Genomic DNA, 22,745 nt, shown 5'->3' with positions numbered 1-22,745 from the left:
ACGATCAGAGAGAAAGCCAAGAGGGAGAGCCCACACGATGACAGAGGATCCAGAGACCCCAGACCACCAAGGAGGCCAGAGGACCCAAAGAGCAATAGAGATTGAATGCACGCAGGCACTTTGAGTGATCAGCTACGCTGGGGGCATGCGCGGCGGGCTGGAGCGGTGGAAGCGAGGTGTCAACTCGCAGGGTGTTCGGCAGGCGATCGCGTACGCGATGGAGGGCACCTGCGACGCCCACATCCACGCCCCGTCCGGTGTTGATGCGCTCGGGCACTACTCCGACGTCGACGCCGGCACCGTGACCCGGTTCGTCGTCGAGGCAGGTCAGGTCACGGTCGACCAGCTCGACGCGGAACGTCTTGGCGTGTGGGTCGATGGGCGCGACCCGGAGACGGGGGAGCGGCGTGGCCGTGAGCTCGCGTCACCGGATGCGGACCTGGTGCTGGATGGGACGATCAACGCTCCGAAGTCGTACAGCATCGCGGCGCTGCTGCACCCGGAGCTCGCGGCCGAGTACGAGCGGCTGCAGGACCGGCTACGCGACCAGGTGATCACGACGTGGCAGCGGGAGCTCAACGCGCGTCGCGGTGCCGCCGGCCGCGTACGTGAGGGGTTGCAGCGGATCGAGGTCGTCGAACTGCAGCACGAACGCTCCCGTGCGCTGGACCCGCACATTCACCGGCACCTGTGGCTGAACGTGAAGGTGCTCGGGGAAGACGGGCGATGGTCGAACATCGATTCCCGTGTCGCGATGAAGATGCACACGCTCATCAACGCAGAAGGGGAGATCGCGGCGCGCACCGACCCGGCCTGGGTGGCCGCTCTGGCACGTCACGGATACACGCTGAATGAGGCGGGGGAGATCTCCGAGCTCGCTCATGTGGTGCGTCCGTTGTCGCGTCGGTCGAACCAGATCGAAGCGAACCGGGCGATGCGTCTGGCGCAGTGGCGGGACGCTCACCCGGGGCTGGAACCGTCGCCGGATGTGCTGCTGGCGATCGACCGGTGGGCGTGGGCGTTCGGTCGTCCGAACAAGCCGCACGACCTGGTGGAGGACGAGTGGCAGGAGCGCACCCGCGCTGAGCTGGAGGACCTCGACGCCGGCATCCTCACCCCCCGTGACGGGGTGGTTGTGGAGGCGGTGGCGATCGCGGATCTGGACCGTGAGCTGCTTGCCGCGCGTGCGGTCGTCGACGCGGACAAGCGGTCGGCTCAGACCGGGGGACGGTACAGCCTGTTCGATGTGCGCGCGGGTGCGATGCGTGCGATCGCCGCGTCCGGTGTTGTCGCGGAGCGTGCGCAGCTCGAGGAGACGATCGAGGACGTCGTGGCTCGGGCGGTGCAGATGAGTGTCGACATGCTCGACGGTGAGAGCCGGGTGCCGGCGCACATCAAGCAGTTCATGTCGACGTCGACGGCGGCGATGAAGCTCGACCTGGCCGCACGGTTCGACCGGCTCAACGAGCCCGGCCGGATGCTCACCGCGGACAGCGTGGCGGAGATCTCCGAGCGGGTGCTCGAGGAGGGCAAGACCCTGGATGCGGGTCAGGCGGATGCCGCGGCCGCGATCGCCGGCACCGCACGCCTGGTCACTGTGACCGGTCCTGCCGGCACCGGGAAGACGACGCTGCTGAAGGTCGCGAAGGCGGCGCTCGAAGAGCAAGGTCGTCAGCTGGTCGCGGTCGCACCAACGAAGAAGGCCGCGAGCGTGGTCGGCAGGGAGATCGGCACCACCGCGTCGAGCCTGCACGCGCTGCTGCTGGATCACGGGTGGCGGTGGCGCACCGATGAGTCCGGTGCGCAGGTGTGGACTCTGCTGCAGCCCGGAGAGTACGACCAGGGGCGCGTCGACGAGCACGGACGCCCGGTCGTGTACGAGGGGCCGCGCCGGTTCCCGCTGCGGGCGGGGGATCGGATCGTGGTCGACGAGGCCGGCATGGTCGACCTGCACACCGCGAACGCTCTCGCCCAGGTCGCTGAGGCGACCGGCGCTGGTATCGCGATGGTCGGTGACCACCTGCAGGCGATGCCCGTGGGTCATTCGGGTGCGATGGCGACGATGAAGAACCGTTCCGGTTCTGTCGTCGAGCTCACCGCGGTGCACCGGTTCACCGACCCTGAGTACGGGGACTTGTCGCTGCGGCTGCGGGAGCCGGCGAACCTGCAGGAAGCAACTGGCGTGGCGTGGGCGCTCACCGGCCGAGGCCTCGTGAAGACCGTCACCAGCCAGGACGATGCGCGCGAGCACATGGTCACCGCGTACCTGAACGCTGACGCTGCCGGCAGGCGCGTGTCTCTGGTGACGAGCACCAACGAGGAAGCCCAGCAGATCAACGACACGATTCAGGCCGCGCTCGTCGACGCTGGCCGTCTCTCCGACCAGGTGGTCGCGATCGGGCAGAACGAGCAGCGTCTACTCGTGGGCGACGTCGTGCAGACTCGGCGCAACGACAGCGGCGCCGGGGTCGAGAACCGGGCGCTGTGGACGATCCAGGAGATCCGCCCCGACGGTGTGCGCCTGGTGTCGGTCACCGACAGCAGTGACGTGAAGGACGTGTCGGCCGAGTACGTCGCCGACCACGTGCACCTCGCCTACGCGTCCACCGTGCACGGCATCCAGGGTGAGACGACCGATGAGGCAATCGTCGGTCCCGGCGTGAACGCCGCCGGCCTGTACGTCGGCATGACCCGTGGACGCGAACGGAACGAAGCCGTCGTGATCGCTCAGAGTGCCGAGTCGGCCGTCGACGAGCTGGCGGCCACGATGATGCGTGCCCGTCAGGAAGTCACGCTGGAGGACGCTTCGCGGGCCGCTCTGGACGAGTTGTCCCGCGCCGCCCGCCCCGTCGACGAGCCCGTGCGCGAGGACCTCACGCCGGCAGTGTGGAGTGACCGTAAGAGGCGTCCGTTTGGAGCGATCATCGACCTCGACCGGTTCGCCGCAGACGCGCCAGAGAAGGCCGCGGACCTGCGCGCGAAGGTCGAACGACTCAGCGACAGCATCCACCGCAACGCCGAAACCCTCCGCACCGTCCGCGCCCGCCTGGCCATGGCAGAAGCCCGTGGCCACGCTCTGCAAGTCGCCGGCGTCGAGGCCGAAGACCCTGGCGCGCTTATCGCGTTGCGCGACCGCCTGACCGCCTCCCTCGAGGAAGCGACCGCACTGCGTAAGCAGCTGCTCGGTGAGTACGCACGAGCGAACGGGACTGTCGAGCGGGCCGCGGCCGAACGGCAGCTCCGCGACGCGATGACACCCGAGCAGGCCGCACACGAGCACCAGGCGCGCATCCGCCACGCCCGCACCGCTCAAGACGCGCGCACCACCGCGTCCGCGCCCAAGTTCGACGACGGGTTCGGCATCCGCTAAGTCAGCCCACCCACAGGGATTGACGTCTCCAGCTCACCGGAGCGCCGACAGACTCCACAGTGAGTCCCTCCGATGAGTGCCGATTGAAGCCCGTCGGGGCAGTGAGCGGGCGTCCTCAGAGCGGGCTTAAGTGTGGCGGCCGCGGGTTGCTTCGGCCTGTCTCCCAGATTCGTACGGCGTCGATGTAGGGCCGGGACCATGCCGGTAGCTCGTGCGTGTGACGCACCGTATCTGCCCACCGGTCTGGCTCATCACTGAACGCGACGCCCTTATTGCCGCCGAGCGTCCCGTCCGCTCGCACTCGTGCGCCGTCGATGAACACGTGCAGAGCTCCGGGCGAATCGTGAGCAGGCCAGTGCTCGATCCGCAGAGTCCGCGGGGAGACCACAAGGCGACGTCCGCGGGCTTCGAACCCATGAACCTCGGGCAGGCCGTCCGGCAGTCGGAACACGTAGGCGACGTCGCACGCCCCGATGTTGTCGCTCATGTTCAGTGGTCCTCGTAAACGGCTCGGCGGTGCGCTACTCGGAAGACTGTGACCACAACTCGTTCATTGGAGATCTCGTACAGCACGCGGTAGTCACCAATGCGGACGCGCCACGCCGACTCATGACCTGCCAGCTTCCGCACACCCGAAGGCCTTGGGTCGGTTTCGAGGTTCGCGATCGCGGCCAGCACCCGCCGACGAATCTGCGGCTCAAGCTTGCGAACCTCCTTGGCGGCCGCGGTCGTGAACTCGACGCGATAGGCGCTCACGCGACCTCGGCGCGCAGCTCGTCAAGGCTCACGCGCCCACCATCGTCGGCGGCCTTCGCGAACGTGAACTCTGCGGCATCGCGCGCAGCTTCCAGCTCTTCGAGCAGCTCCAGATCGTCGACGCTGATCATCACTGCGGTCAGCTTGCCGTGCCGGGTCACCCCGACACGCTCGGAGCCGTACGCGACGATCCCGAGAACGTCGGAGAGAGAGTCGCGGAGGTCCTTCGAGGCCACGCTTCGGCTGACGCTGTTCATCCCCCCATCGTACACTAAATGTACATAAGTGTTCGTATGTAGCTTATGCCGATAATGAATCTTATGTCAGGTCGCCGTTCCACAAACGGCTCTTAGCGCGGTGCCGCGGCGCCAACGACGTGATCATGCCACCGCCGCGGGTCAAGACCGTGGCCTGTTACCCGTGGGAGCGGGTGATCCACTGGTCCCATTCGGTCTCATCGGTTGCGTCGGACCAGTCGCGGTTGGGACGGGTTTCCTGGTGCCCGTTGGTGCATCCGATGCCGGAGGAAGCCTTCTTGATGCGCTCTGCGGCGAGGGCGTAGCGCTCGTGCCAGCCGATGGGGCCGAGGCCGGTGTCCTCGGCGGCGAAGAGAGCACGGTGCGCGCCACGGAGAGCGGAGAGTTCCTCGACGAGCCACCCGTGCTTCCACCAGCAGGCAGGGATGACGCTGGGGCTGACTTGGTAGCGGAGGGTGAACCATTCCACCCAGTCCCGAAGGTCGATCCAGACGTCGTGGGCCGTCTCGTCGTCGAGCTCGCGCCAGTTCACCACCCACACCGCGTCGAGCTCGGCCGCGGCCTGACGGTTGTCGAGGTCGATCTCGGCCTGCATCACCGCCGCGGCCTCATCGACCGTGTAGGCGTCGAAATCGTCGAAGTCGTCGCTCATGATCCTTCTTCCCCTCTGGTGGCGTGTTTGCGTCGGACGATCTGCAGCGCGGTCGTGGATGCCTGCACGCGTGTACGGTGGCGTGCCAGGAGCGGGTCCCGGTCGATGATCCGGTGCAGGAGCTCGTGGCACGCGGGGTGCAGCGGCCACAGGTCTTCGTGTGCCTCGTCGGCGTACCAGCCGGTCTGGGTCTTCTGCACACCGTCGTAAGACAGGTGGTGCAGTTCGAGTTCGCGCTGATCGGCGGTGCGATCGCACCCGACACACGTCCACCCCCCTGCCGCCTGCAGCTGGTCGCGGAACCAGCGGTCGCGGCGAGCGAACCACTGCGGGGAGGTCAGATAGCCGGTGCGGTACGTGTTGCCGCGCGAGGGCCGGCGTCGGTTAGACATCCCGGCCCTGGGCGGCGAAGTGCGCTTGCTGCTCCCGCTCGAGGTCGCGCTTGCCGGTGGAGATCTCCCGCCCGTCGCGGCGTTCGGTCCACCCGTCGAGCTCGAGCAATACGGGCCGGCGGTTGCGGTAGCTGAGAAGGCCGGTCCCGTTCGGCATCCGGCGTAGCTCGTCGACGGTCATCAGCGGGAGTCGTTCGTGCTGCTCGCTGGTGGAGTAGCCGAGCTGCTCGGTGTTCCACGAACGTTGCGTGCGCTGACGGTCCCGGTACCCGATGAGCCGTTCGACGTCGCCCAGGTGGTCAGCGTCGCCACCGCCACCGAGGAGAACCTTCGCGGTCGCGGCGGACCAGATCGTGGAGGCTTCGGCCGCGGACCAGCTGGTCTCCGCCTGGGACAGCGCCTGCAGCACGACGAGCGTGCAGATACCGCGGCCGCCGCCGTCGGCCATGACGCGGGGAAGGCTCTCCCAGCGGAACATGTTCGCGATCTCGTCCAGGATCAGCCCCAACGGGATCGGGAGGCGCGCGCCACGCGAGGCCATCGCACGCTTACGGCCGACCTCCACGATGTCGTCGAGCAGGGCCGACAGGAATCCGCCCATCGCGGCTGCGCCGCTGGACGAGCCGAGCAGGTACAGCGTGTTCTCCCCCACGAGGAACTCGGCCGCGGAGAACGGTGCGTCGACGCCCGTCGGTGACAGGACGTCGCGGATCTGCGGGATCGCGAGCGGGGCGACCGCGGCCTGCACGCCGAACCACTGCGACGACAACAGCCGCGGGTCTCCCTCGAGCACGGACTCCAGCCCGTCGCCCCACCCGGGCGTCCCGTCGACGCGGAGAATGTCGACCGCGCCGCGCGCGAGCCCCGGCGCCGATCCCCACCGGTAGAGGTCGTCGACGGACCTGCCGGCGATGGCCGCAGCGTGCAGGAGACGGGCGAACACGGTCGCGGCGGCATCGGCCCACTCCCCGTTCGACGAGGACGCGCCCAGCGCGGTCCCGTTGATGATCGCCCGCCCACGCTGCGTGGCCACCAGAGGGTCCTCACAACCCGTGATCGGGCTCACCCGCAGTGTGCGCGACAGGCCCGACAGCCCTTGCGGGTCGAACACGTGCGCCTCGCCACGCTTCTGCCGGGACCGGAACGTGGCAGTGAGGTTGTCGTTCGTCGTCGACGTCGTGATGAGAGGGCCAGCCCAGTCGAGGATCGCGGGGATCAGGATTCGGTACCCCTTGCCGCCTCGCGGTGCGCCTTCGATGACCATGGAGTCCTCGATCGACACGTACACGTCGACGCCGCGCGCCTTGCCGACCGGCCAGCCGACGTCGGCTGGCGTCGCCGGCCGATCCAGCGCTGGCCGCAGCGTCGGGGCGTTTCGGAGGACCGCCTGAGCGGACAGGTGCTTCTTCACCTCACGCCGGTTCGCGAACCCGTCGCGCGCCTGCAGCTCGGCGACGAATCCCGCATCGCTGTGACGCCACCGGGCGTAGCCCACCGCGCCGAGGACCACCAGCGCGAGCGTAGCGATCACGATCGCGGCCGCGGTGACCTGAATACCGACCACGGGGACGACGCAGCCCTCAGCGATCGCATACCCGTTGGTTTTCCCGGTGAACAGCAGCTCGAGCGCGGCGATCGGGTTCCGTGCGACCGGCCGAGCACCGCACGCTCCCGCGATCATCGCCTCGACCAGCATCACCAGGCCGACAACGACCGCCGTGAACAACATGAGGATGCCCAGCGTGACCAGCTGTCTGCGTTCCTGTCCCATGATCTCTTCTCTTCTGTGTCTTAGTGCGGTGACTGCGGCGCTCAGCCGTACAGCCACTCCCAAGCGAGGACCGGTTCTCCAGTGAGCGGTCCGATCGGTCGAGCACCGGCCCGACGAAGGGTCGCCTCCAGCTCGTCGCGGACAGCTTGATTCGTCGGGCTGGCCGCGATGTAGAACCCTTCGATCGCGCCGAACACGCCGCTGAGCTCAACGTCTTCCCCTGCACGGGTCACCGCAGGGAGGACGTTCATGGACAGCTGTGGTGCGGCACCGGCCCGTGCGGCGATGCCCCAGGCTTCCTCCAGCTGGGCGAGCGTGGGAGCCCAGCCCTCACTGGGTTCTTCGACCTCCAACCGGAAGCCTTCGCGTTCGCGAGCCTCGCTGAACCAGTCGTGGCTTGTCGGCCAGAGCTGTGCGACGCACGGCCAAGGCAGTGAGAAGTCCCAGCTCCACTCGGGCATCAGCGGCTGCATCCACGCCGGGACGCTCGGGCACGGTTCATCTCTGCGGGAACGCATCGCCACGTGCCACTGACGCCACTCGAGTGTGGACCAGCGCTCGAGGTACTCGTCGTCTACCCCGGCGACCTTCTTCAACCACGCCAGGGAGCTGAGGAGCTCCTCTTCGTCGAGCGTGCGCTCATCAGTCTTGTTGCTCATGACGGTTTCTCCTTCGCTTAGAAGTTGCGGGCGGCGGCCGCGGCGACGCGGACCCAGGCGTCCTGGGTGACACGGGCGAGCCGGTCGTGGCGGATGGGGCCGCTGCGCAGGGCCCGGTCCAGAGGGATCACTTCGGTGAAGTAGCCGGCGTCGCGGAACCCGTCCGCGATCGGTGTTGTCTGCCCGGCACGATCACCGTCGCTGACGACGACGACGGCGCTCTTCGCGAGGTACGCGGAACGCTCGTCCCGCTCCGCCAGCGCTTCCAGCAGCAGCATCGCGGACTCTGCTGCCTCGGGTGATGCGGTGGTGGGTACGACCAGCTGGTGGGAGTGATCGATCATCCGCAGCCACCGCTCCGCGGACTCGTCGTTGCCGGAGTCGAAGATCACGACCCGGTAGTTGCGGTCGATGACCCGGATGAGAGTGTCGAACTCGGCGGAGTTGACCTGCTGACGGATTGCGAGCAGCTCCGGGTTCGATCGGAGCACGTCGTACTTGTCCTCCGTCTGGTGGTGCACATACGCGGCGATCGCGGAGCGCGTCACCGTCGGTAGCAGCAGCTGGTCGGCGTGCTCGAGCAGATCCTGAATGGTGCTGGGATGCCCGGCATCCTCGGTGCGCCACCCCAACGTGCCGCGGGTCGCGTTGTTGTCCCACGCGAGCACCCCTCCCCCGCCGTGACGGGCGAACACGGATGCGAGGCACGCGGTCGCGGTCGTCTTACCCGCGCCGCCCTTGCCGTTGACCACGGCGATGCGACGGATGCTCGGCCAGTGTGTGGACACGGTGCGGCGGGCTTCGGCTTGCGCGAGCTCCGCCTTTGACGGCTTCGCACGCAGCAGACCACGCCACCCGGAAACCTGTGTGGTCGCCGGCTCTGTCTGCGACACGAACGTCGTCCGTCGGCGCCGAAGCATCGGCTCCTCGGGCACCTCACGCAGCGCCGGAATGTCCTGAGCGGAGCGCACCCGCTCCCCGTCCGTGGGTGCCGCACCGCGTCGGATCATCTCTGACGCGCGGGCGATCGCTTCATCAGCGACCACGCTCGCCGGCGACGACGGAGTGTCCGCAGCCGACACCTCGCCCGCCGGTGTGACGATCAAGCGGAGATCTCCGAGGGTCCCGGAGATGACGAGCTCGATGCTCTCCCCCATGTCTGCCGCGACCGATGTCGCGCGCTGAAGGACCGCGCTTCGTACGTCGACGCCGGCTGAGATGCCGACACGTTCGCTCTGCCCGTCGGGGCGGGTGAGCTCGCAGTACTCGTCCTTCACAAGCGCCTGGACGAGGGGGTGGGTGGTCATCATTCGTCTTCTCCTGTCTTCGTCTTCGGTGCCGCCGCGATCCACGCATCCGCGCCAGCGGAAGCTCCCGCCGGCGCGGGCCACAGATCATCGATCGACAGGCCCTGAAGGGCGGGGCGCGGATCGGGGACGTCACGGTCAGTGGCGAGAGCGTCATCCGTCTTCGTCAGCTCGTACTCCGCGGCCGTCGACGTCGCGAAGCAGTCGACGACGTACGCGTGCTCGCCGATATAGGCGAGGAACTCGCCCTTGCGCAGCCGCCGGGCGATCGCCACATGGGGGGCGGGAAGGCTCAGGCGGGTGCCGAGGTTCGCGGACTCTTGCCCGTTGACGTGGAAGATGAACTTGTTCTCGATGTCTTGCACGAACGAGTACGCCAGCGCACGCTCCTTCGAACCCTCGGGGCCCACGGCGTCGAGGTCACGCATCGTGTGAAGGATGACCACGTTGCTGATGCCGTACTTGCGGGACAGCTTCAACCACTGCTGGTACATCTTCAGCGCGGCCTCGCTCTGCATATCCCGCCACCCCTCCTCGCGCACGAGGAACCGGCGCCTTGGGGTGCCGCCGTCGGAGATCACCGCCTGCACCCAGCTCGAGGTGCACAGCTGCGCGACCTGGGCCACCAGGTCGCTGCGCTGGAACAGTCGCGACGTGTCGATCACGACGACCGGCGCGTTCTCATCGAACTCGACCGTCGATTCGTCCTCGAACATGCCCGCCAGCTCGCCCGTGATGAACCGGTCGAGGATCAGCTGCACGTCCTCGGCCGCCGCGCGCGGCTTCGCGTCGACGCGAACGTCCCCGCTGACCATTCGCGACAGCTGCGCGTGAACGTTCCGCAACGTCGGATGATCGTCGGTCGCCTCGATCGACAGCTGCAGGGCACGGTTCGCCGCCGCGCTCTCCGCGGGCGTGAGCGATCGACCAACGGCAATCTCCAACAGCTGCGTCAGCACCGTCGAACGGCGCAGAGTGACCATCTCCCGGTCCTCTTCGTCCTGGTCTTCCGCGCGGCGCGGACCCCGGTCGAGCGGATTCAGACGGGAACCGTCACCGAGGCGGATGACGAGACCTCCCTCGGTGGCCTGCGCAAGCCGCACCCACTCCCCCTTCGGGTCGGACGGGACCACGGCTTGGCAACCCCATGCCATGCATCGCATGACGAGGATCTTGATCGTCCCGGACTTCCCGCCACGGTAAGCGCCGAGAACCAGCAGATTCGTCGACATCGCTCCGCGCGCGGACTCATCCAGGTATGACTCCCACGGGGAGTAGCAGAACAGGCTGTCCGCGTTCATGTCGACGCCAAGAATCGGACCGTTCATGCCGATCCCAGCATCCGCGACGAACGGGTAGATTCCCGCGAGGTCGCGGGTGCTCGCCGTGTGGGTGGGGACGGTCATCGGCAGCGGGTTCCAGTACCCGCGGCCCTGCCACGCTTGGATCATCCCGGTCAGATCGGGAGGAGGAAGCTCAGGCAGGTTCGGCTTCTTCGCCGTCTCGTCGACCCGAAGGATGCTCTCACCCGCGCGTGCCTGCCGGCGGATCGCGCGCCGCTCAGCCCGGGTGAGGCCGGCGTCCTCGAAATGCCACCCGGTGCGCTGAATCTGGCTCACTTCAGCCCCAGCCCGATCGGGAGGGCGTTCACGAGCAACGCCTGACCCTGCTGGCCGTACAGCACCTGCGCCTCCATGCGGCTGCGCGACAGAGCGTTGCGTGCGCCGGCGACGGCCTGCTCCAGTTCCGCCTCATCCCGCGCCGTGATCGTCAGATACGCGCCGTACCGGTATTCGCCCTGACCGGCGACGAGATCCTGCTCCTGCTGCTCGAGCGCGTCGTAGTCCTTCTGGTCGACCGCGTTGCCGCCCTCACCGCGACGCGCACGCATCTTCTCGTTCGATCGCCACGTCTTCTTCTCCCTCTGGATGCGCTTGAACGCCTCCTTCTGGGTGACGGGTGCGAGCACCACGGTGAAGATGTGGGAGATTGCCTGTCCTGTCACGGGGTGGCGGGCGAAGACCAGATCGTTGACGAAACCGATCGGTGCGGCCGCTCGTGGCCACTCGTGGATCCACAGCGTCGTGTGCACGCCGGAGTCCGTCCACACGAGGCCGCTCGCACCCCGCGGCTCCTCCATGAACATCGGGCCCATCGCGGCCGGGTCCACGCCTTCGTCCTCGCCCGTGCGGCTTTCGATCATCGACACCGCTGCCGGGTCGAACGCCGCACGGGCGAGGGCGGCGACACCGCGCACCGACAGCCACTTCGTGATCTCGATCTCGGTGCCCTCCAGAGCGCCGGACACGTTGCCCGCCTCGACCGCGGCGAGCCGTTCGATCGCAGCCTGCCCTCCCCCGAGCGCTTTCAGCTGCGCGCTCATCAAGGTCAGGTCGTAGGTGAGGGTCAGATACCCGCGGTGCGCGATCGCGAACCCCTCCGACACGTCCTGCACCTCCGCATACCGCTGCACCGCACTTGCGGGAGCACCCGCCAGCGCGTGAGCGGCGAAGAAGCTGCGGGCGACGTCGATCGTGCCCGGGTGGGTGCGTTCCTGCGTTGTCACCCGCTTCACACCGGGACGCTGCGTGAAGGAGGCGAGGACCATCGACCACCGCTCCGCGAGCTCCGCCCGTACCTCGAGGTCCCGCATGAGGAACCCGGGTACTTCGACCTGCGCGATGATCGACAGCGTTTTGCCGGCCATGTCGTACACAGCCGCGATGCCGTCGGACTCCCACAGCTGCACCTTCCCCAGCCGGCCAGGCAGCCGCACCGTTCCCGCTCGACGCTCCCGTTCGGGCATGAAAACCTCCTTGTTCGCGTGCACCCACGGGTGCGCGCGCCTCGTGTAGTTGAAATTGACTGCCCACCACCGCGGCAACGACATCCCATGCCGGCGGACAACGCCGCTGATCGCGAACGTCAGATACAGCGGGGAGGCGACCAGCAGCCCCCAGGGGCCGATCTGCTGCACCGCGACGAGCACGATCGCCGCGGCGACCAGCAGCGACGTCACCTGCCACGGGTCCAGGCCCAGCACGATCCCCTGCGAGGATCGCGCCGGCAGCCGCACGGGACGCGCGAGCTCCTTGTCATCGATGCTCATCAGCTCGGCTTCCTTCCTGCACTGCGGTATGCGGACGGCGGCGAACCCACCCCGCCCGTCGGACGTGCGGCCCCGCCGCTGCGCGGCATCGGCGCCGACTGAGGTGCGCTCTCACGAGCCCCGCGTCGCGTCGGCGGCGCCGCGGACGATCCGCCGGACGGACCTGGCCCGCTGGGACGGGGGCTCGTCGACCGCGGCCCCGGACCGCTACCCCCAGGGGTTGACCGGCCGCTTCCTCCCGTGATCGACGGGGTTGACCCGCCGCCTCGTGGTACGCCGCCACCAGCGCCCCCAAGACGCGGGGACGGGATCTGGCGCGACACACGACTGCTGACATTTCGCGCCGCGTGGCCTGCGCCGCTCGCTGCCCCATCGATGACCGAGTTCCCCACGAACGAGAACACGCTGAACACCGCCAGAGGGGCGAAGCAGATGACGATGATCCCGATCATGAACGGCCAGATCGCCGGGTCCCACAACGACGACACCGACTTCAGTCCGCTCGTTGTGAAAGCGAGCAGGCTCATCATGATGGGTCCGGTCATCAGCGTCGCACCGTATGCCGACAGGTACCGGCTCACCCACTGCCTGCCGATTTCACGCATCGGGAACAACATCCAAGCGATCGGCCCGACCATCACCAGCGCCGCCAAGGCCACGTTTCGGACGATGAAGACCAGCAGCATGAGCCCCATCGCGACCAGCACCAGCAGCGCGGCACCCGCCCCGGAGAACGGGTTCACCTGGCCGCCGCTGAATAGCAGAGACACGATCGTGCCGAACGGGTCCGAGGAGGCGAACAGGGTCAGTGTGAGCTCGTTGATCGCATCGCTGATCGAGCCCATCAGCCACAGCTGCGCTTGCGTCAGAGGGACCGTGACCGCTAGGCGTCCGATCGCGCCCAATACGTCACCAAACGAACCGGTGAACGCGGCTTGCGTGATCCCGATGATTCCCGCCGCGAGGATCACGATCCACACGGCCCACACCCAGAAGCTCCACTGGCCCATCGCGGCCGACCACAGGGCGCTCTTCGTCGTGAAGCTGATCGCAGAGACCGTGCGGCCCGCCGTGTCGATCGCCTGAACAGATATCGCCTCGGCGGTGCTCTCCATGATCCCGCACCAGTCCCACGTCTGCGCGCAACCCCACTGATAGTCCAGCTTCTTCCCTGGCGTCCTCTCCAGCTCGGTCTGGGAGTCCTTCGAACTGGCGCACACCGTCACGCTCGTGCCATCGAGCGGGACGTCGAGGTAGCAGCTCATCGCGACGGAGCTCGACGAGCTCTCCGGTGTGCAGGTGACGGTGATGCCGCTTCGGGTGCAAGATGCCGGCACCGCCGGCGAAGACCACGCCTGACCCTCGACCGGGCCGTCATCCGAGGCGGGCGCGCGCACCGCCTGTGCCGCGGTCATGGTGGTGGGTACGTCTGCGGCCGTCGCCGCCCCCGCACCCGTCAGGGTGAGGAGAACGGCGACGGCGATGCCGACGCTCCAGCGCAGGACGGGACGCATTTCAGAACCCGAAGTTGAAGTTCACGATCCACTGGAACAGGCCGCTGATACCCGCCAGAGCGGCCGTCGCGATGAACACCTTGACGATGTTCTTGCCCGCCCAGCTGCGCGCCCCGTCCGGGAGGATTGAGGTCACCAGGGACACGATCGCGAAGATCAGCGCGAGGATCATCAGCACCAGGGCCGTGCCGAGGATGTACGACACGATCACCTGCACGCCCTTCATCCAGGGGGCGTCGAAGTTCGGGGTGATCGGGGGGACGTCGACCAGAGGCAGGAGGTGGAGCAGAGTCATGAGGGTGTTTCCTTTCGTTAGAACGTGATGCCGCGTGCAGCCATGAAGGGCACCGGGTTGACCCGGGTCCCGTTGATGAAGGTCTCGAAGTGGAGGTGGCAGCCTGTGCCGATACCGGTGTTGCCTTCCCGTGCCAGAGGGGTGCCGGTCTGCACCGTCTGACCGGGGTGGACGAGAAACGAGCCGTTCTGCAGATGCGCGTAGCCGGTCATCGTGCCGTCCGGGTGCGCGATCAGCACCCGATTGCCCCAGCCGCCATCCGCCCACGCGGCGTAGGTGACTGTGCCGGAGTTGGCCGCAACGACGACCGACCCGCATCCGCCGGCCATCGCCAGGTCGACACCGTTGTGCTGGTGCGGGATCACGTCAGGGCGGTACCCGAACCAGCTCGTCACCGAGTAGGAATCCGATACCGGAACGATCCACGACCCCGGAACGACCGGCCCGAGCGTCGGCGCTGGCTGCGTCGACGCTCCTCCGGACGCGCTTGCCGACACAGCCATGAACAGGAACGAGCCCGCCAAGCCGACAAGCAGGAACCCTGCCGCCACGAGCGGCATCAGGTACCGCAGCGCTTTGCGAATAAGCCCCGCCTTCGCGACGGCCGCGGCTGCAGCTGGAGCCGGCATCAGCCAGTCAGCTTCGCCCAGTTGATGACCTTGCAGTCACCCGGCTTCTGATCGCTCCCAGGGCGCGGAATTGTGTACTCGTCACACCGCACCAACACGAAGAGATGGCGACTATCCGCCCACGATTCCTCGGTCGATTCATGGGGACGGTAGGTGGTCTGCACATTCACGGTGAAGCCGAGGCCGTAGTTGTTCGGCGCATCCGCGACGAGGTTCCCGTCAGGGAACGACGGCTCAGCTGTCACTTGCATCGCCGTCATCTCGTCCCAGAGATCCGTCGGCGGGATCACGTCACTCGCGAGCTTCTCAAGAGCTAGCTCGGTCTGGTGTGCGTCGAGATCCTTGCCAGGGGTATCCCGCACGAAGGTGGTCATCCAGGTCTTGAGATAGGCGAGGTACTCCTCGCGTGTGGCCTTCCGGGTGTCGAACGTCGTGACCGCGCGCAGCGCAGCTTCCGCGTACTCCGCTGCGTTCGTCGTGGTCGGCTCGACCACCCAGCCCGCGGCCGTAGCCCCGTCGCCTGTGGGAGCTTCAGGGGACGCTACAGCCGCACTGGGCTTCACCGATGCGCCGGGCGTCACCACCGTCAGCGGCGTCCGCGTCCCCGCCGTCGACGGCTCGCCGCCGCCCTGGCCCGCCGTGACCACGACGACCGTCGCGACGACAGCCACGGCCACCGCGGACACGGCGCCGATTAGAATCCCGGTCTTCTTCGTCATGTTCACCTCTCCGTTCCGTTCGATTCCTCGCTCACTGACGCCAGGAGCGTCAGAGCGTGCCGGTACGCCTCTTCGAGACGATCGGGCACGAGCTTCCGGTCCATGCACAGCTGCGCGAGGAGCATGGACCGGCAGATCGCCGCGACCGCCGCGCGGTACGCCTCCGTCACCACCACGCCGGTGCCGGGCAGCCGACGGATCATCGCCACGACGTCTACGAGAGTCGCGAAGCGCGCCTCGAGCATTCCCGGCACCGAGCCGTGCAGTGCGAGGAACCGCACCGGCATCCTCCGCGTCTCGAGTCGCCCGGCGATGTCGTCGGCGTCCCGCAACAGCCCCGTGCGCGCCTCACCGAGCCACCGGGTTACCTTCTCGACGTCACGAGTGCGATGCCTCGTCGCGGTGATCTCGACCGCGCTGCGGAGGGCATCCGCAGCGTGCCGAATCTCCAACCCGTATTCGCTCGCTCCGGTGCTCGCCAGTAGGACAGCCGGCGTGACGCACCGCAGCAACCAATGGACCGCATCATCACGGTCGACTAGCAACGCGGTGTCTCGAAACCGCACCAACCCGGCTCCCGCCGGAACGATGCGAACATCCCCCTCAACCAACACAGTTCTCTCCGTTCAGAAGTCGATCGCGTTGCACTGCCACGAAATGCCCCAGGAGTCTCCGTAGGACTCCCACACGTTCGTGATGGTGGAGTCCGAAGGTGCGACCAGGCCGCTCCCCCAGCTCGACGACGAGGACCCACCAGACCCCTGACACGCGGAGCCCGTCATATGGATAGCTCCACGCGGCCCCGGATCGACGGTGCCTCCTCCTGAGTTGCCGCCGCCGGAGCCTCCTGAACCGCCGCCGGTCGATCCGCCGGAGCCACCAGAGCCGCCGCCTCCCCAGCTACCCCCTCCGCCGCCCGACCCGCCCGACCCGCCGCTGGAGCCGCCGGTGTTGCCGGAGTCGCTTCCGCCGGTGTTGTTCTGGTCGGCCGCGATCGCGGCATCGTGGGATGCCTTCGCTGCGTTCACCGCGGCGACGTACCCACCGACGAGGCCGGTGGTGTCCGCCGTGCTGGGACGGTCCGCGCCTGCCTTGCGCGCCTGGAGCGCGGCAACAGCGGCCGTGAGGGCCTGCTTCTCACCGTCACCAGCCCGGTCGTAGACGAGCGTTGCGCCCTTCGCCGCGGCCGAGGCTACGAGGTTGTCGATCGCGGTCTGCGCGGCGGTGAGATCGTCACTGATCTTCGCCTGGGCAGCGCTGGCCTGGCTGACCAGGCTCTCCGTCGTGGACGTGTAGGAAGCGGCGGTGCTCGCCGCGATGTTGAGGTCGTCGGTCGACGCCGACTCCTGCACAGAGCCCCACTCGGCAATGGCGGGAACGTCGATCGCGGGCATTGTCGCGGAGGTGCGCAGCTGCACGATCGCCGCGGCCGCCGCGTCACGCGTCGCGGGGTCCGCGACGAGCTCAGCGGGCGTCTGATCGACGATCGCCTGCAGAGCGTCGGCCTCCGACACCGCCGCCGCGCTTGTCGCGGCGAGCTGTGCAGCGGCCTTCGTCGCGGTGTCCGCCGCCTCCGCCGCGGTGGACGTCGACTGACGGTACCCGTCGAGAGCAGCGGTGTGGGTTGCCGCGGTGACGGACAACGGGATAGCGATCGCTGCTGCGATCGCCACGGCCGCGATACCGGCCCACGCCCACCACGGCATCCGCCGGCGGCTCGTCGCCGGGGCGGGCTGCTCGGCAGTCTCCGCCTCGGGGGCCTGCTCGGGAGAGTTGTTCTCGGTCATGATCCTCGTCCGTCTCGCTGTTTCTGTGGGTGCCCCGCGGGGGCTCTGGGGAAGCCCCCGCGGGGTCTTGGGGGGCCGGAAGTGCTGCCGCCGAGAGAGGTGGTGTGCGGCGCCTTCCGGGGGTTACTGCTGGGCCGTGGCCTCCTGGCGGCGACGACGGATCGCTGCGGCCGTGAGGACCGCGATCGCTCCGAAGCCGAGCGCCCCGAGGCCCCCGAAGAGGACCCACGACGACGCATCCGCGTCACCACCGGTCACCGCCAGGTGCGCCGCGTCGACGGGGATCGTCTCGGACGGCTCCCCGCACTCGCCCTGCGCCACGATCCGGCCCGTGGCGTCACGGGTCGTCTCGACGAAGTAGACGGTGCTGGCCTTCGAGCTCAGCTCCGGGGTGAACTTCGCGGAGTCGACTTGCAGGTCCTTGGCCAGACCGCCATCGAGGGTGATCGCCTCGGACGTCCAGATGCGGGTCTGGTCGGTGCAGACCTTCGCGCCGTCGAACACGCGGTACGCCTCGAACGTCAGCGTGCCCTTCTCGGGCACCTGGCCGTTCAGCAGTGCGGTGTCGAAGATCGCTTCGCCCGGCTTGGCCGTGGCGTTGCCGCTGTCGGTCTTGGCCTTGGTGGTCACGTCGACGACGAACGTGGTCTCGTTCGGCAGGCCGCACAAGCCCCGGTGGATCTCGCCTGCCTTCGTGGAGCTCAGCACCTCGACCCAGTGGTATTCGCCGTCGACCTGGCCGGGAGCAGCCGGCGACACGTAGTCACCGGTCGTCTCGACATGCTGCGACTGCGACGTCCACAGGAGGTTGCCCGCCTCGCAGACCCACTCCCCCGCGGTGTTCTTCGTCGCCTTATACAGCTCGAAGTGCAGCTCCGCACCATCCGCCGGCAGTGTGCCGGTGACCGTGGCGGTGTCGGTGATCGTCTGACCGGGCTTCACGCCCGGCTGCGCCTTGGTCGCAACCTCGGGCAGGGCGATCTTCTGAATCTCCGAAGGGACGCCGTAGTCGTCCGAGAACGGCCGGACGTAGCCCGGACGGGGCTGATCCTGGTCGTCGATGCTCAGCACCCACACGATCCATCCGCCCTTGGCGTCCGGCGCCTGAATGCCGCCGTCAGCGAGAGAGGCGGGCGTGGTGATGTTGCCCACGTTCGTCACCTGCGTCGAGTACGTGCCCAGCAGGGTCGCCGTCGACGGGATCGCCGTCGCCGGAACGCGCGCCGGGGTCTGCTCGCTCGTGTCGTGGTACGCCTTCCAGGTGATCTTCACCGGGACATTCGCCGCGTTCTCCTGCAGCCAGTAGCCGCCCGAGTTGATCGTGGCCGTGTCCTGCGCGACACCACTGAGCGGCACCTCCGCCGACTTCACCTCAGTGACGCCCGTGATGTTCATCGGCACCACCGACGACTCCACGACCTGACCGAAACGGTCCTGCCAGGCGTAACCCTCGGGGATGATGCGCTGCGTGCCCGCGGCCTGATCGGCGGCGCTGATCTTCCACACCCACGTGTAGAAGCCGCTCGTCGCGGCTGTCGTGTTCGTGTTCGCGGTGTACGGAACGGCGGGGCCGTCTGTCAGCGAGGTCGTGATCGTCGCCTCACCCGCAACCGGCGCACCAGCCGGAACCGTGTCCGACTCCGCCGGCTGCGACTGGAACGGCCCGTACACGACGCCCGTAGCCTTCACTGGCGCGTAGTTGCCGGTCGTAGCCGACCGGAACCACGGGTTGTTGAGCCCGTCGACCGCGGCCGGAGAGAACACCAGCTGATCGGTGAACGGCTGACCCGCCTGAACGAACGTCGTCGCCGTCGTCGACAGCACCGGAGCGAACACCACCGAGCGGGTGTTCGGGTCCATACCCGACACCTGGAAGTTGGACTGCACCTGCACCGGCCCGATCGCGCGCGCCATGCGCTGCATCCCGCCACCGAACTCGAGCACGTCGACCTCAGCCGGCCACACCGTGCCGCCACCGGTCGACCAGTTACCCGTCCCGGAGATCTTGTACGTCGTCGCACCCTCCGGCGGCAGCCCGTGCACGCTGTACTTCGTGTTCGCCTGCGCGTTCGGCTTCACGTTCGACTCGCCAGCATCCTGAATGCCGTTGCCGTTGTCGTCGAAGAACCCGTTCGTCAGGGTGATGTCACCCGTCGATCCCGCTGTGCCCTGCATCTCCACAGTGCCCTGGTAGTTGTTGTTGGGGTCGACTATGAAGTAGAGCTTCCCCGACCCGGGCGCCGTCGAGCCACCGATGGTGATCGCGTTGGCCTGGTCGACCATTGAGCGCGCCGCGGCAAGTACCGCGGGACCCTGGCTGGACTGGGACACGTACTTGGCCATGCCGTCCACGCCCCCGTTTTGCAGGTACGACGACACGGCGAGATCGACCGCGGCCGCGGTCGTGTTATCTCCCGTTCCGCCCCACGTGCTGAGGATGTAGTTGATGCGCCCCAGCTCGGTCCCGCCAACGCCGTGCTGATTGCCGGAGCCGTTCGCGCCCAGGCTCGTCGCCCGGTACACACTCGCCGGGCTCGACCCGATCGGCGCGTCATACGTCCAGTCCAGGCAGAACACCGCCAGTCCGTCCTGAATCTGCGCACCACGGAAGCCGTACGCGCCAAAGTCGCCGGACAGATTCAGGCCGGCACCTTCCGACGTCGCCATAGCCGGCGCCGCCACCGCGAAACCGGTCACCGCAACGCCCGCGACGGCGACAGCAGCGACGCTCCGCTTCACACGACGCGACACGCGCCGCAACCGCTTATGCAGCTCACCCCGCGTGACGGGGGGCCTCCCGCTCCCTACGCTGGTGTTGGTTCCAGATGAATGCATGAGTTCACTTCCTGTGTCTTTTTCTGGGACAAGACGGGAGCTCGAGGTGCGAACTCGGGCTCCCGTCGCCATACCGCCCATGGGCGCTACGGACGACCGGGGGTTGCCACGCCAGAGGCGTAGGAGGGTCGGGGGGTGGCGCCAGGGGGCAGGACGCCACCGCCCGAGACAAAGGACGCGCGCGCGCCTAGAGTGCGATGTGCAGCGTCGTCTGAGACGAGCCTTGATTCACAGATGCTGTGATCCACGCGAATGCCCCCATTCACTTGATACGGGGGCAACGCTACGTGCTAATTAACCATGCAGCAAGCTCAGTGACGGTTAATTAGCCATTCGTATAGTTCTGACTGGGCCACAGGGTCGGGTACGGTCAGCTCGAAGCCGTGGGGAGACGCCGTTGTCTCCACCAGAGTTGTCGTCCGCGGGTTGCCGGCAGCAAGCTTCACTGAGCTGTTCCAGGGCGCCACCTCGTCACCCTGTGAGTGGATGATCAACGTGGGTACGGAAATCGATGAGGGGCCCGTCCAGTCCAACGCTCGAACGTCGACCGGCTCAGGTAGGCCCAGCAGTCTCGAGCCAGCGCGAGATCGCAGCGTGAGGCCGGCGAGGCTGCCCGTCCAGCGGGGAAGATGTGCGTGCTCGGCTCCGTGCTGGATCGTGGCTGGCCAGCTGGACACAGGACAGATCAAGATCAAATCGTCGACCGCCTTGGGGTCGCGGCGCAGCAGCTCGAGTGCGAGCGCAGCGCCCATCGACCATGCGGCCACGGTGACTCGCTTCGCGCCATGCTCTCGCGCGAAGCGGACGGCGTCGCGCAGCTCTCGCCACTCTTCTGCGCCGAGAGTCGCGGCTCTCGCAGGTGGCCCGTCTCCCGCGCCACGGTACGTGATCGTGAGCGATGTGGCGCCGGCTTCCGAGGCGATCGCGACCGTGCGGAGAGTCACGTTTCGGGAGGTTCGGATGCCCTGCACATGTATGACCCACCGCGTCGGATCACCCTTGAACAGCCATGCTTCGCGTAGCTCGTCGTCTGCGACAGGGACCTGCACCACTTGGAAGGGCCCGATCTCATCCGGTCCTGCGTACTTGTGAGCGATCCAGGCCCCTCTGCCGGCGCCTCGTCGCTCCACCGCGGGCCCGTGCACGCGCCGCACCACCTGCCCATCGTGAACCTCTACAACCTCGCCCACCCTCACGGGCGGCAGCGAGAAGTCCTCCTCCAATCGAAGCAGGTACTCACCGTCAGCGACCGTTCTGTGGTCAGCCGGAAGTGTGACGAGGCCGTTGCTGAACGTGACTGGCAGTGTCCGTCTGCTGGGTACGGCCTTAACCACCTTCTTGGCCAGGATGACGCCCACGGCTATAACGACCGCCGCGCACGCCAACAGCACCGCGGCTGCCACAAGCACGGCAATCATCCAGCAGCCCTGGGCGATGCGGACATCGTCATGATGCGGGGCGCCGGCACCTGCAAGTTCAGCAGGAAGGTTGCGAATCGCAGCACAAGCCGCTCCGAGCGCGTAAGTTCGACCGCGTTGCCGAGATCCGCAATCTGAACAGCCAGGCGATAGGTGTCATGAGCGGTAGAGCGCCACACCGGTGTTGACTCGATCGCCGCACCCGGATGTGCGGCCGCCGCACGCCGCAGCAGAGCCGCCGCGATCCGCAGCGACACCACGCGCACCTGCCGCGCGGCGGGAAACCAGGCGAGACCGCCCGCGATCAGCAGAATGCCGCCGTAGAACAGTGGAACGAACAGGTCCCCTAACCACTCCGGCCGCGCACCGAGGACGCGCGCCGTCAGGTATACGACTTCGACGACACTCGCTGTGCCCATGAGAAACGCCCCCACGCGGACGACCAGGTACGGCCGCGCGCGTCGCTTCCCCAGCGCCAGAATCATCCAACCCATCAGGTAAGCCACGTACATCATGTAGATCGACGCGTACAGCCACAACCATCCGCTCTGCGCCGTCGACCGGATAAAGGTCTCACTCGTCGCACCGCGATCCATCAACGCGAAGGGGATGATGAAGGCGATCAGCACGAGGCCAAGCTCGTAAACGGCGCGCCTGGACGGCCACTCCCCCGTCGCCATGATGCGCGCCGTCATCGTCATAAACCAGATCGCGAGCGTAGCCAGCACGTTCTGGAGAAGGTTCACCACGTTGGTGCCCCCAAACCACGAGTCAACCGTCTCGAGAGGCACCGCAGACCCGCCCATGAAGAGCGCGCCTGCGCCCGCCAGCAACGCCAGCTCGCTCATCGTTCCCGCCCCGCCGCGTCGAAGCGCAGGTAGACGGTAGATTCCGAGCGCCGCCAGCGCCAGGAACGCCGCCAACTTCATCAGCCCAGCACCGCTTCATCCTCGCGATATTTTGGGCCCAGCATGAGCTCGGCGATCACTTGGGAGAGCTTCTCCGCTTCCGCTTCTCGCACCGCCTCTTCGTCGTGGAAGTCCACGTGCCGCTCGAACTCGTACGTACCCACACTGCGCGCGAGCATCGTCTGGCCCGCGCGCGGCGTTACCCCAGTCCGCCGGCCGGAAGGAAGTGAAGAGCAGCCGGTGTGTTCGAGCACGAGGTGCGACAGTTCGTGAAGAACGCTGTGGAACTGATACCAGCGCGGGTCGGACTTGCGGACGAGGACCTGGGCCCTTCCTTCGGAAAGCAGGACCAAGCCTGTCACCGTCT

General features: G+C 67.6%; 21 protein-coding genes. 1 reads left to right on the top strand and 20 read right to left on the bottom strand.

Annotated features, from left to right (window positions below):
• The first annotated feature begins 145 nt into the window (after nt 1-145).
• Nucleotides 146-3,370: an AAA family ATPase gene (locus ITJ43_RS14765; protein WP_228495969.1), complete on the top strand. Its 3,225-nt coding sequence runs from the start codon at nt 146-148 to the stop codon at nt 3,368-3,370.
• 115 nt (nt 3,371-3,485) lie between these two features.
• On the opposite strand, the gene ITJ43_RS14760 is transcribed toward ITJ43_RS14765, so the two are convergent.
• The 20 genes from ITJ43_RS14760 to ITJ43_RS14665 form a co-directional block, all read right to left on the bottom strand.
• Entirely contained in the window at nt 3,486-3,857 is a 372-nt protein-coding gene (locus tag ITJ43_RS14760; RefSeq protein ID WP_194584617.1) for a hypothetical protein, read from the bottom strand.
• Nucleotides 3,858-3,859: 2 nt separating this feature from the next.
• The gene (locus tag ITJ43_RS14755) at nt 3,860-4,126 is read right to left on the bottom strand and encodes a type II toxin-antitoxin system RelE family toxin (protein ID WP_194584616.1); all 267 of its coding nucleotides are present in this window, start codon (nt 4,124-4,126) and stop codon (nt 3,860-3,862) included.
• Nucleotides 4,123-4,383 carry a type II toxin-antitoxin system prevent-host-death family antitoxin gene (locus ITJ43_RS14750; protein ID WP_194584615.1) on the bottom strand — a complete coding sequence of 87 codons (261 nt, stop codon included), beginning with the start codon at nt 4,381-4,383 and terminating at the stop codon, nt 4,123-4,125. The genes ITJ43_RS14755 and ITJ43_RS14750 overlap by 4 nt, the downstream gene beginning before the upstream one ends.
• 157 nt (nt 4,384-4,540) lie before the next feature.
• Nucleotides 4,541-5,035 (bottom strand): hypothetical protein, encoded by a 495-nt coding sequence (locus tag ITJ43_RS14745; RefSeq protein WP_194584614.1) that lies wholly within the window; start codon nt 5,033-5,035, stop codon nt 4,541-4,543.
• Nucleotides 5,032-5,427, bottom strand: a complete 396-nt coding sequence (locus ITJ43_RS14740; RefSeq protein WP_194584613.1) for a hypothetical protein — start codon at nt 5,425-5,427, stop codon at nt 5,032-5,034. The genes ITJ43_RS14745 and ITJ43_RS14740 overlap by 4 nt, the downstream gene beginning before the upstream one ends.
• Complete coding sequence (locus ITJ43_RS14735) at nt 5,420-7,198, bottom strand: TraM recognition domain-containing protein (RefSeq protein WP_194584612.1); 1,779 nt, start codon at nt 7,196-7,198, stop codon at nt 5,420-5,422. The genes ITJ43_RS14740 and ITJ43_RS14735 overlap by 8 nt, the downstream gene beginning before the upstream one ends.
• 41 nt (nt 7,199-7,239) lie before the next feature.
• Entirely contained in the window at nt 7,240-7,857 is a 618-nt protein-coding gene (locus ITJ43_RS14730; protein WP_194584611.1) for a hypothetical protein, read from the bottom strand.
• Between the two features lie 17 nt (nt 7,858-7,874).
• A complete protein-coding gene (locus ITJ43_RS14725) occupies nt 7,875-9,164 on the bottom strand; it encodes a ParA family protein (protein ID WP_228495968.1) in 1,290 nt (429 codons plus the stop codon).
• Nucleotides 9,164-10,783, bottom strand: a complete 1,620-nt coding sequence (locus tag ITJ43_RS14720) for a hypothetical protein (protein WP_194584609.1) — start codon at nt 10,781-10,783, stop codon at nt 9,164-9,166. The genes ITJ43_RS14725 and ITJ43_RS14720 overlap by 1 nt, the downstream gene beginning before the upstream one ends.
• Nucleotides 10,780-12,273 carry an SCO6880 family protein gene (locus ITJ43_RS14715; protein WP_194584608.1) on the bottom strand — a complete coding sequence of 498 codons (1,494 nt, stop codon included), beginning with the start codon at nt 12,271-12,273 and terminating at the stop codon, nt 10,780-10,782. Before ITJ43_RS14715 ends, ITJ43_RS14720 begins: the two co-directional genes overlap by 4 nt.
• Nucleotides 12,273-13,787, bottom strand: coding sequence for a hypothetical protein (locus ITJ43_RS14710; protein ID WP_194584607.1), 1,515 nt, complete (start codon nt 13,785-13,787; stop codon nt 12,273-12,275). Before ITJ43_RS14710 ends, ITJ43_RS14715 begins: the two co-directional genes overlap by 1 nt.
• A gap of 1 nt (nt 13,788) precedes the next feature.
• Nucleotides 13,789-14,082, bottom strand: a complete 294-nt coding sequence (locus ITJ43_RS14705) for a hypothetical protein (protein ID WP_194584606.1) — start codon at nt 14,080-14,082, stop codon at nt 13,789-13,791.
• A 17-nt stretch (nt 14,083-14,099) separates the two neighbouring features.
• The gene (locus ITJ43_RS14700) at nt 14,100-14,711 is read right to left on the bottom strand and encodes a M23 family metallopeptidase (RefSeq protein ID WP_194584605.1); all 612 of its coding nucleotides are present in this window, start codon (nt 14,709-14,711) and stop codon (nt 14,100-14,102) included.
• A complete protein-coding gene (locus tag ITJ43_RS14695) occupies nt 14,711-15,382 on the bottom strand; it encodes a hypothetical protein (RefSeq protein ID WP_194584604.1) in 672 nt (223 codons plus the stop codon). The genes ITJ43_RS14700 and ITJ43_RS14695 overlap by 1 nt, the downstream gene beginning before the upstream one ends.
• A gap of 50 nt (nt 15,383-15,432) precedes the next feature.
• Nucleotides 15,433-15,882 carry a hypothetical protein gene (locus tag ITJ43_RS14690; protein WP_194584603.1) on the bottom strand — a complete coding sequence of 150 codons (450 nt, stop codon included), beginning with the start codon at nt 15,880-15,882 and terminating at the stop codon, nt 15,433-15,435.
• 174 nt (nt 15,883-16,056) lie between these two features.
• Nucleotides 16,057-17,217, bottom strand: a complete 1,161-nt coding sequence (locus tag ITJ43_RS14685) for a hypothetical protein (protein ID WP_194584602.1) — start codon at nt 17,215-17,217, stop codon at nt 16,057-16,059.
• Nucleotides 17,218-17,340: 123 nt separating this feature from the next.
• Nucleotides 17,341-19,968 carry a hypothetical protein gene (locus tag ITJ43_RS14680; RefSeq protein WP_194584601.1) on the bottom strand — a complete coding sequence of 876 codons (2,628 nt, stop codon included), beginning with the start codon at nt 19,966-19,968 and terminating at the stop codon, nt 17,341-17,343.
• A 395-nt stretch (nt 19,969-20,363) separates the two neighbouring features.
• Complete coding sequence (locus ITJ43_RS14675; RefSeq protein WP_194584600.1) at nt 20,364-21,470, bottom strand: alpha/beta hydrolase family protein; 1,107 nt, start codon at nt 21,468-21,470, stop codon at nt 20,364-20,366.
• On the bottom strand, nt 21,467-22,399 hold the full coding sequence (locus ITJ43_RS14670) for a hypothetical protein (RefSeq protein WP_194584599.1): 933 nt from the start codon (nt 22,397-22,399) through the stop codon (nt 21,467-21,469). The genes ITJ43_RS14675 and ITJ43_RS14670 overlap by 4 nt, the downstream gene beginning before the upstream one ends.
• A complete protein-coding gene (locus ITJ43_RS14665) occupies nt 22,399-22,740 on the bottom strand; it encodes a hypothetical protein (protein WP_194584598.1) in 342 nt (113 codons plus the stop codon). Before ITJ43_RS14665 ends, ITJ43_RS14670 begins: the two co-directional genes overlap by 1 nt.
• Nucleotides 22,741-22,745 lie beyond the last annotated feature (5 nt).

Source organism: Microbacterium sp. VKM Ac-2870, from assembly GCF_015350795.1.
Classification (GTDB): Bacteria; Actinomycetota; Actinomycetes; order Actinomycetales; family Microbacteriaceae; genus Microbacterium.
This window is presented reverse-complemented; position numbering and strand designations above follow the sequence as displayed.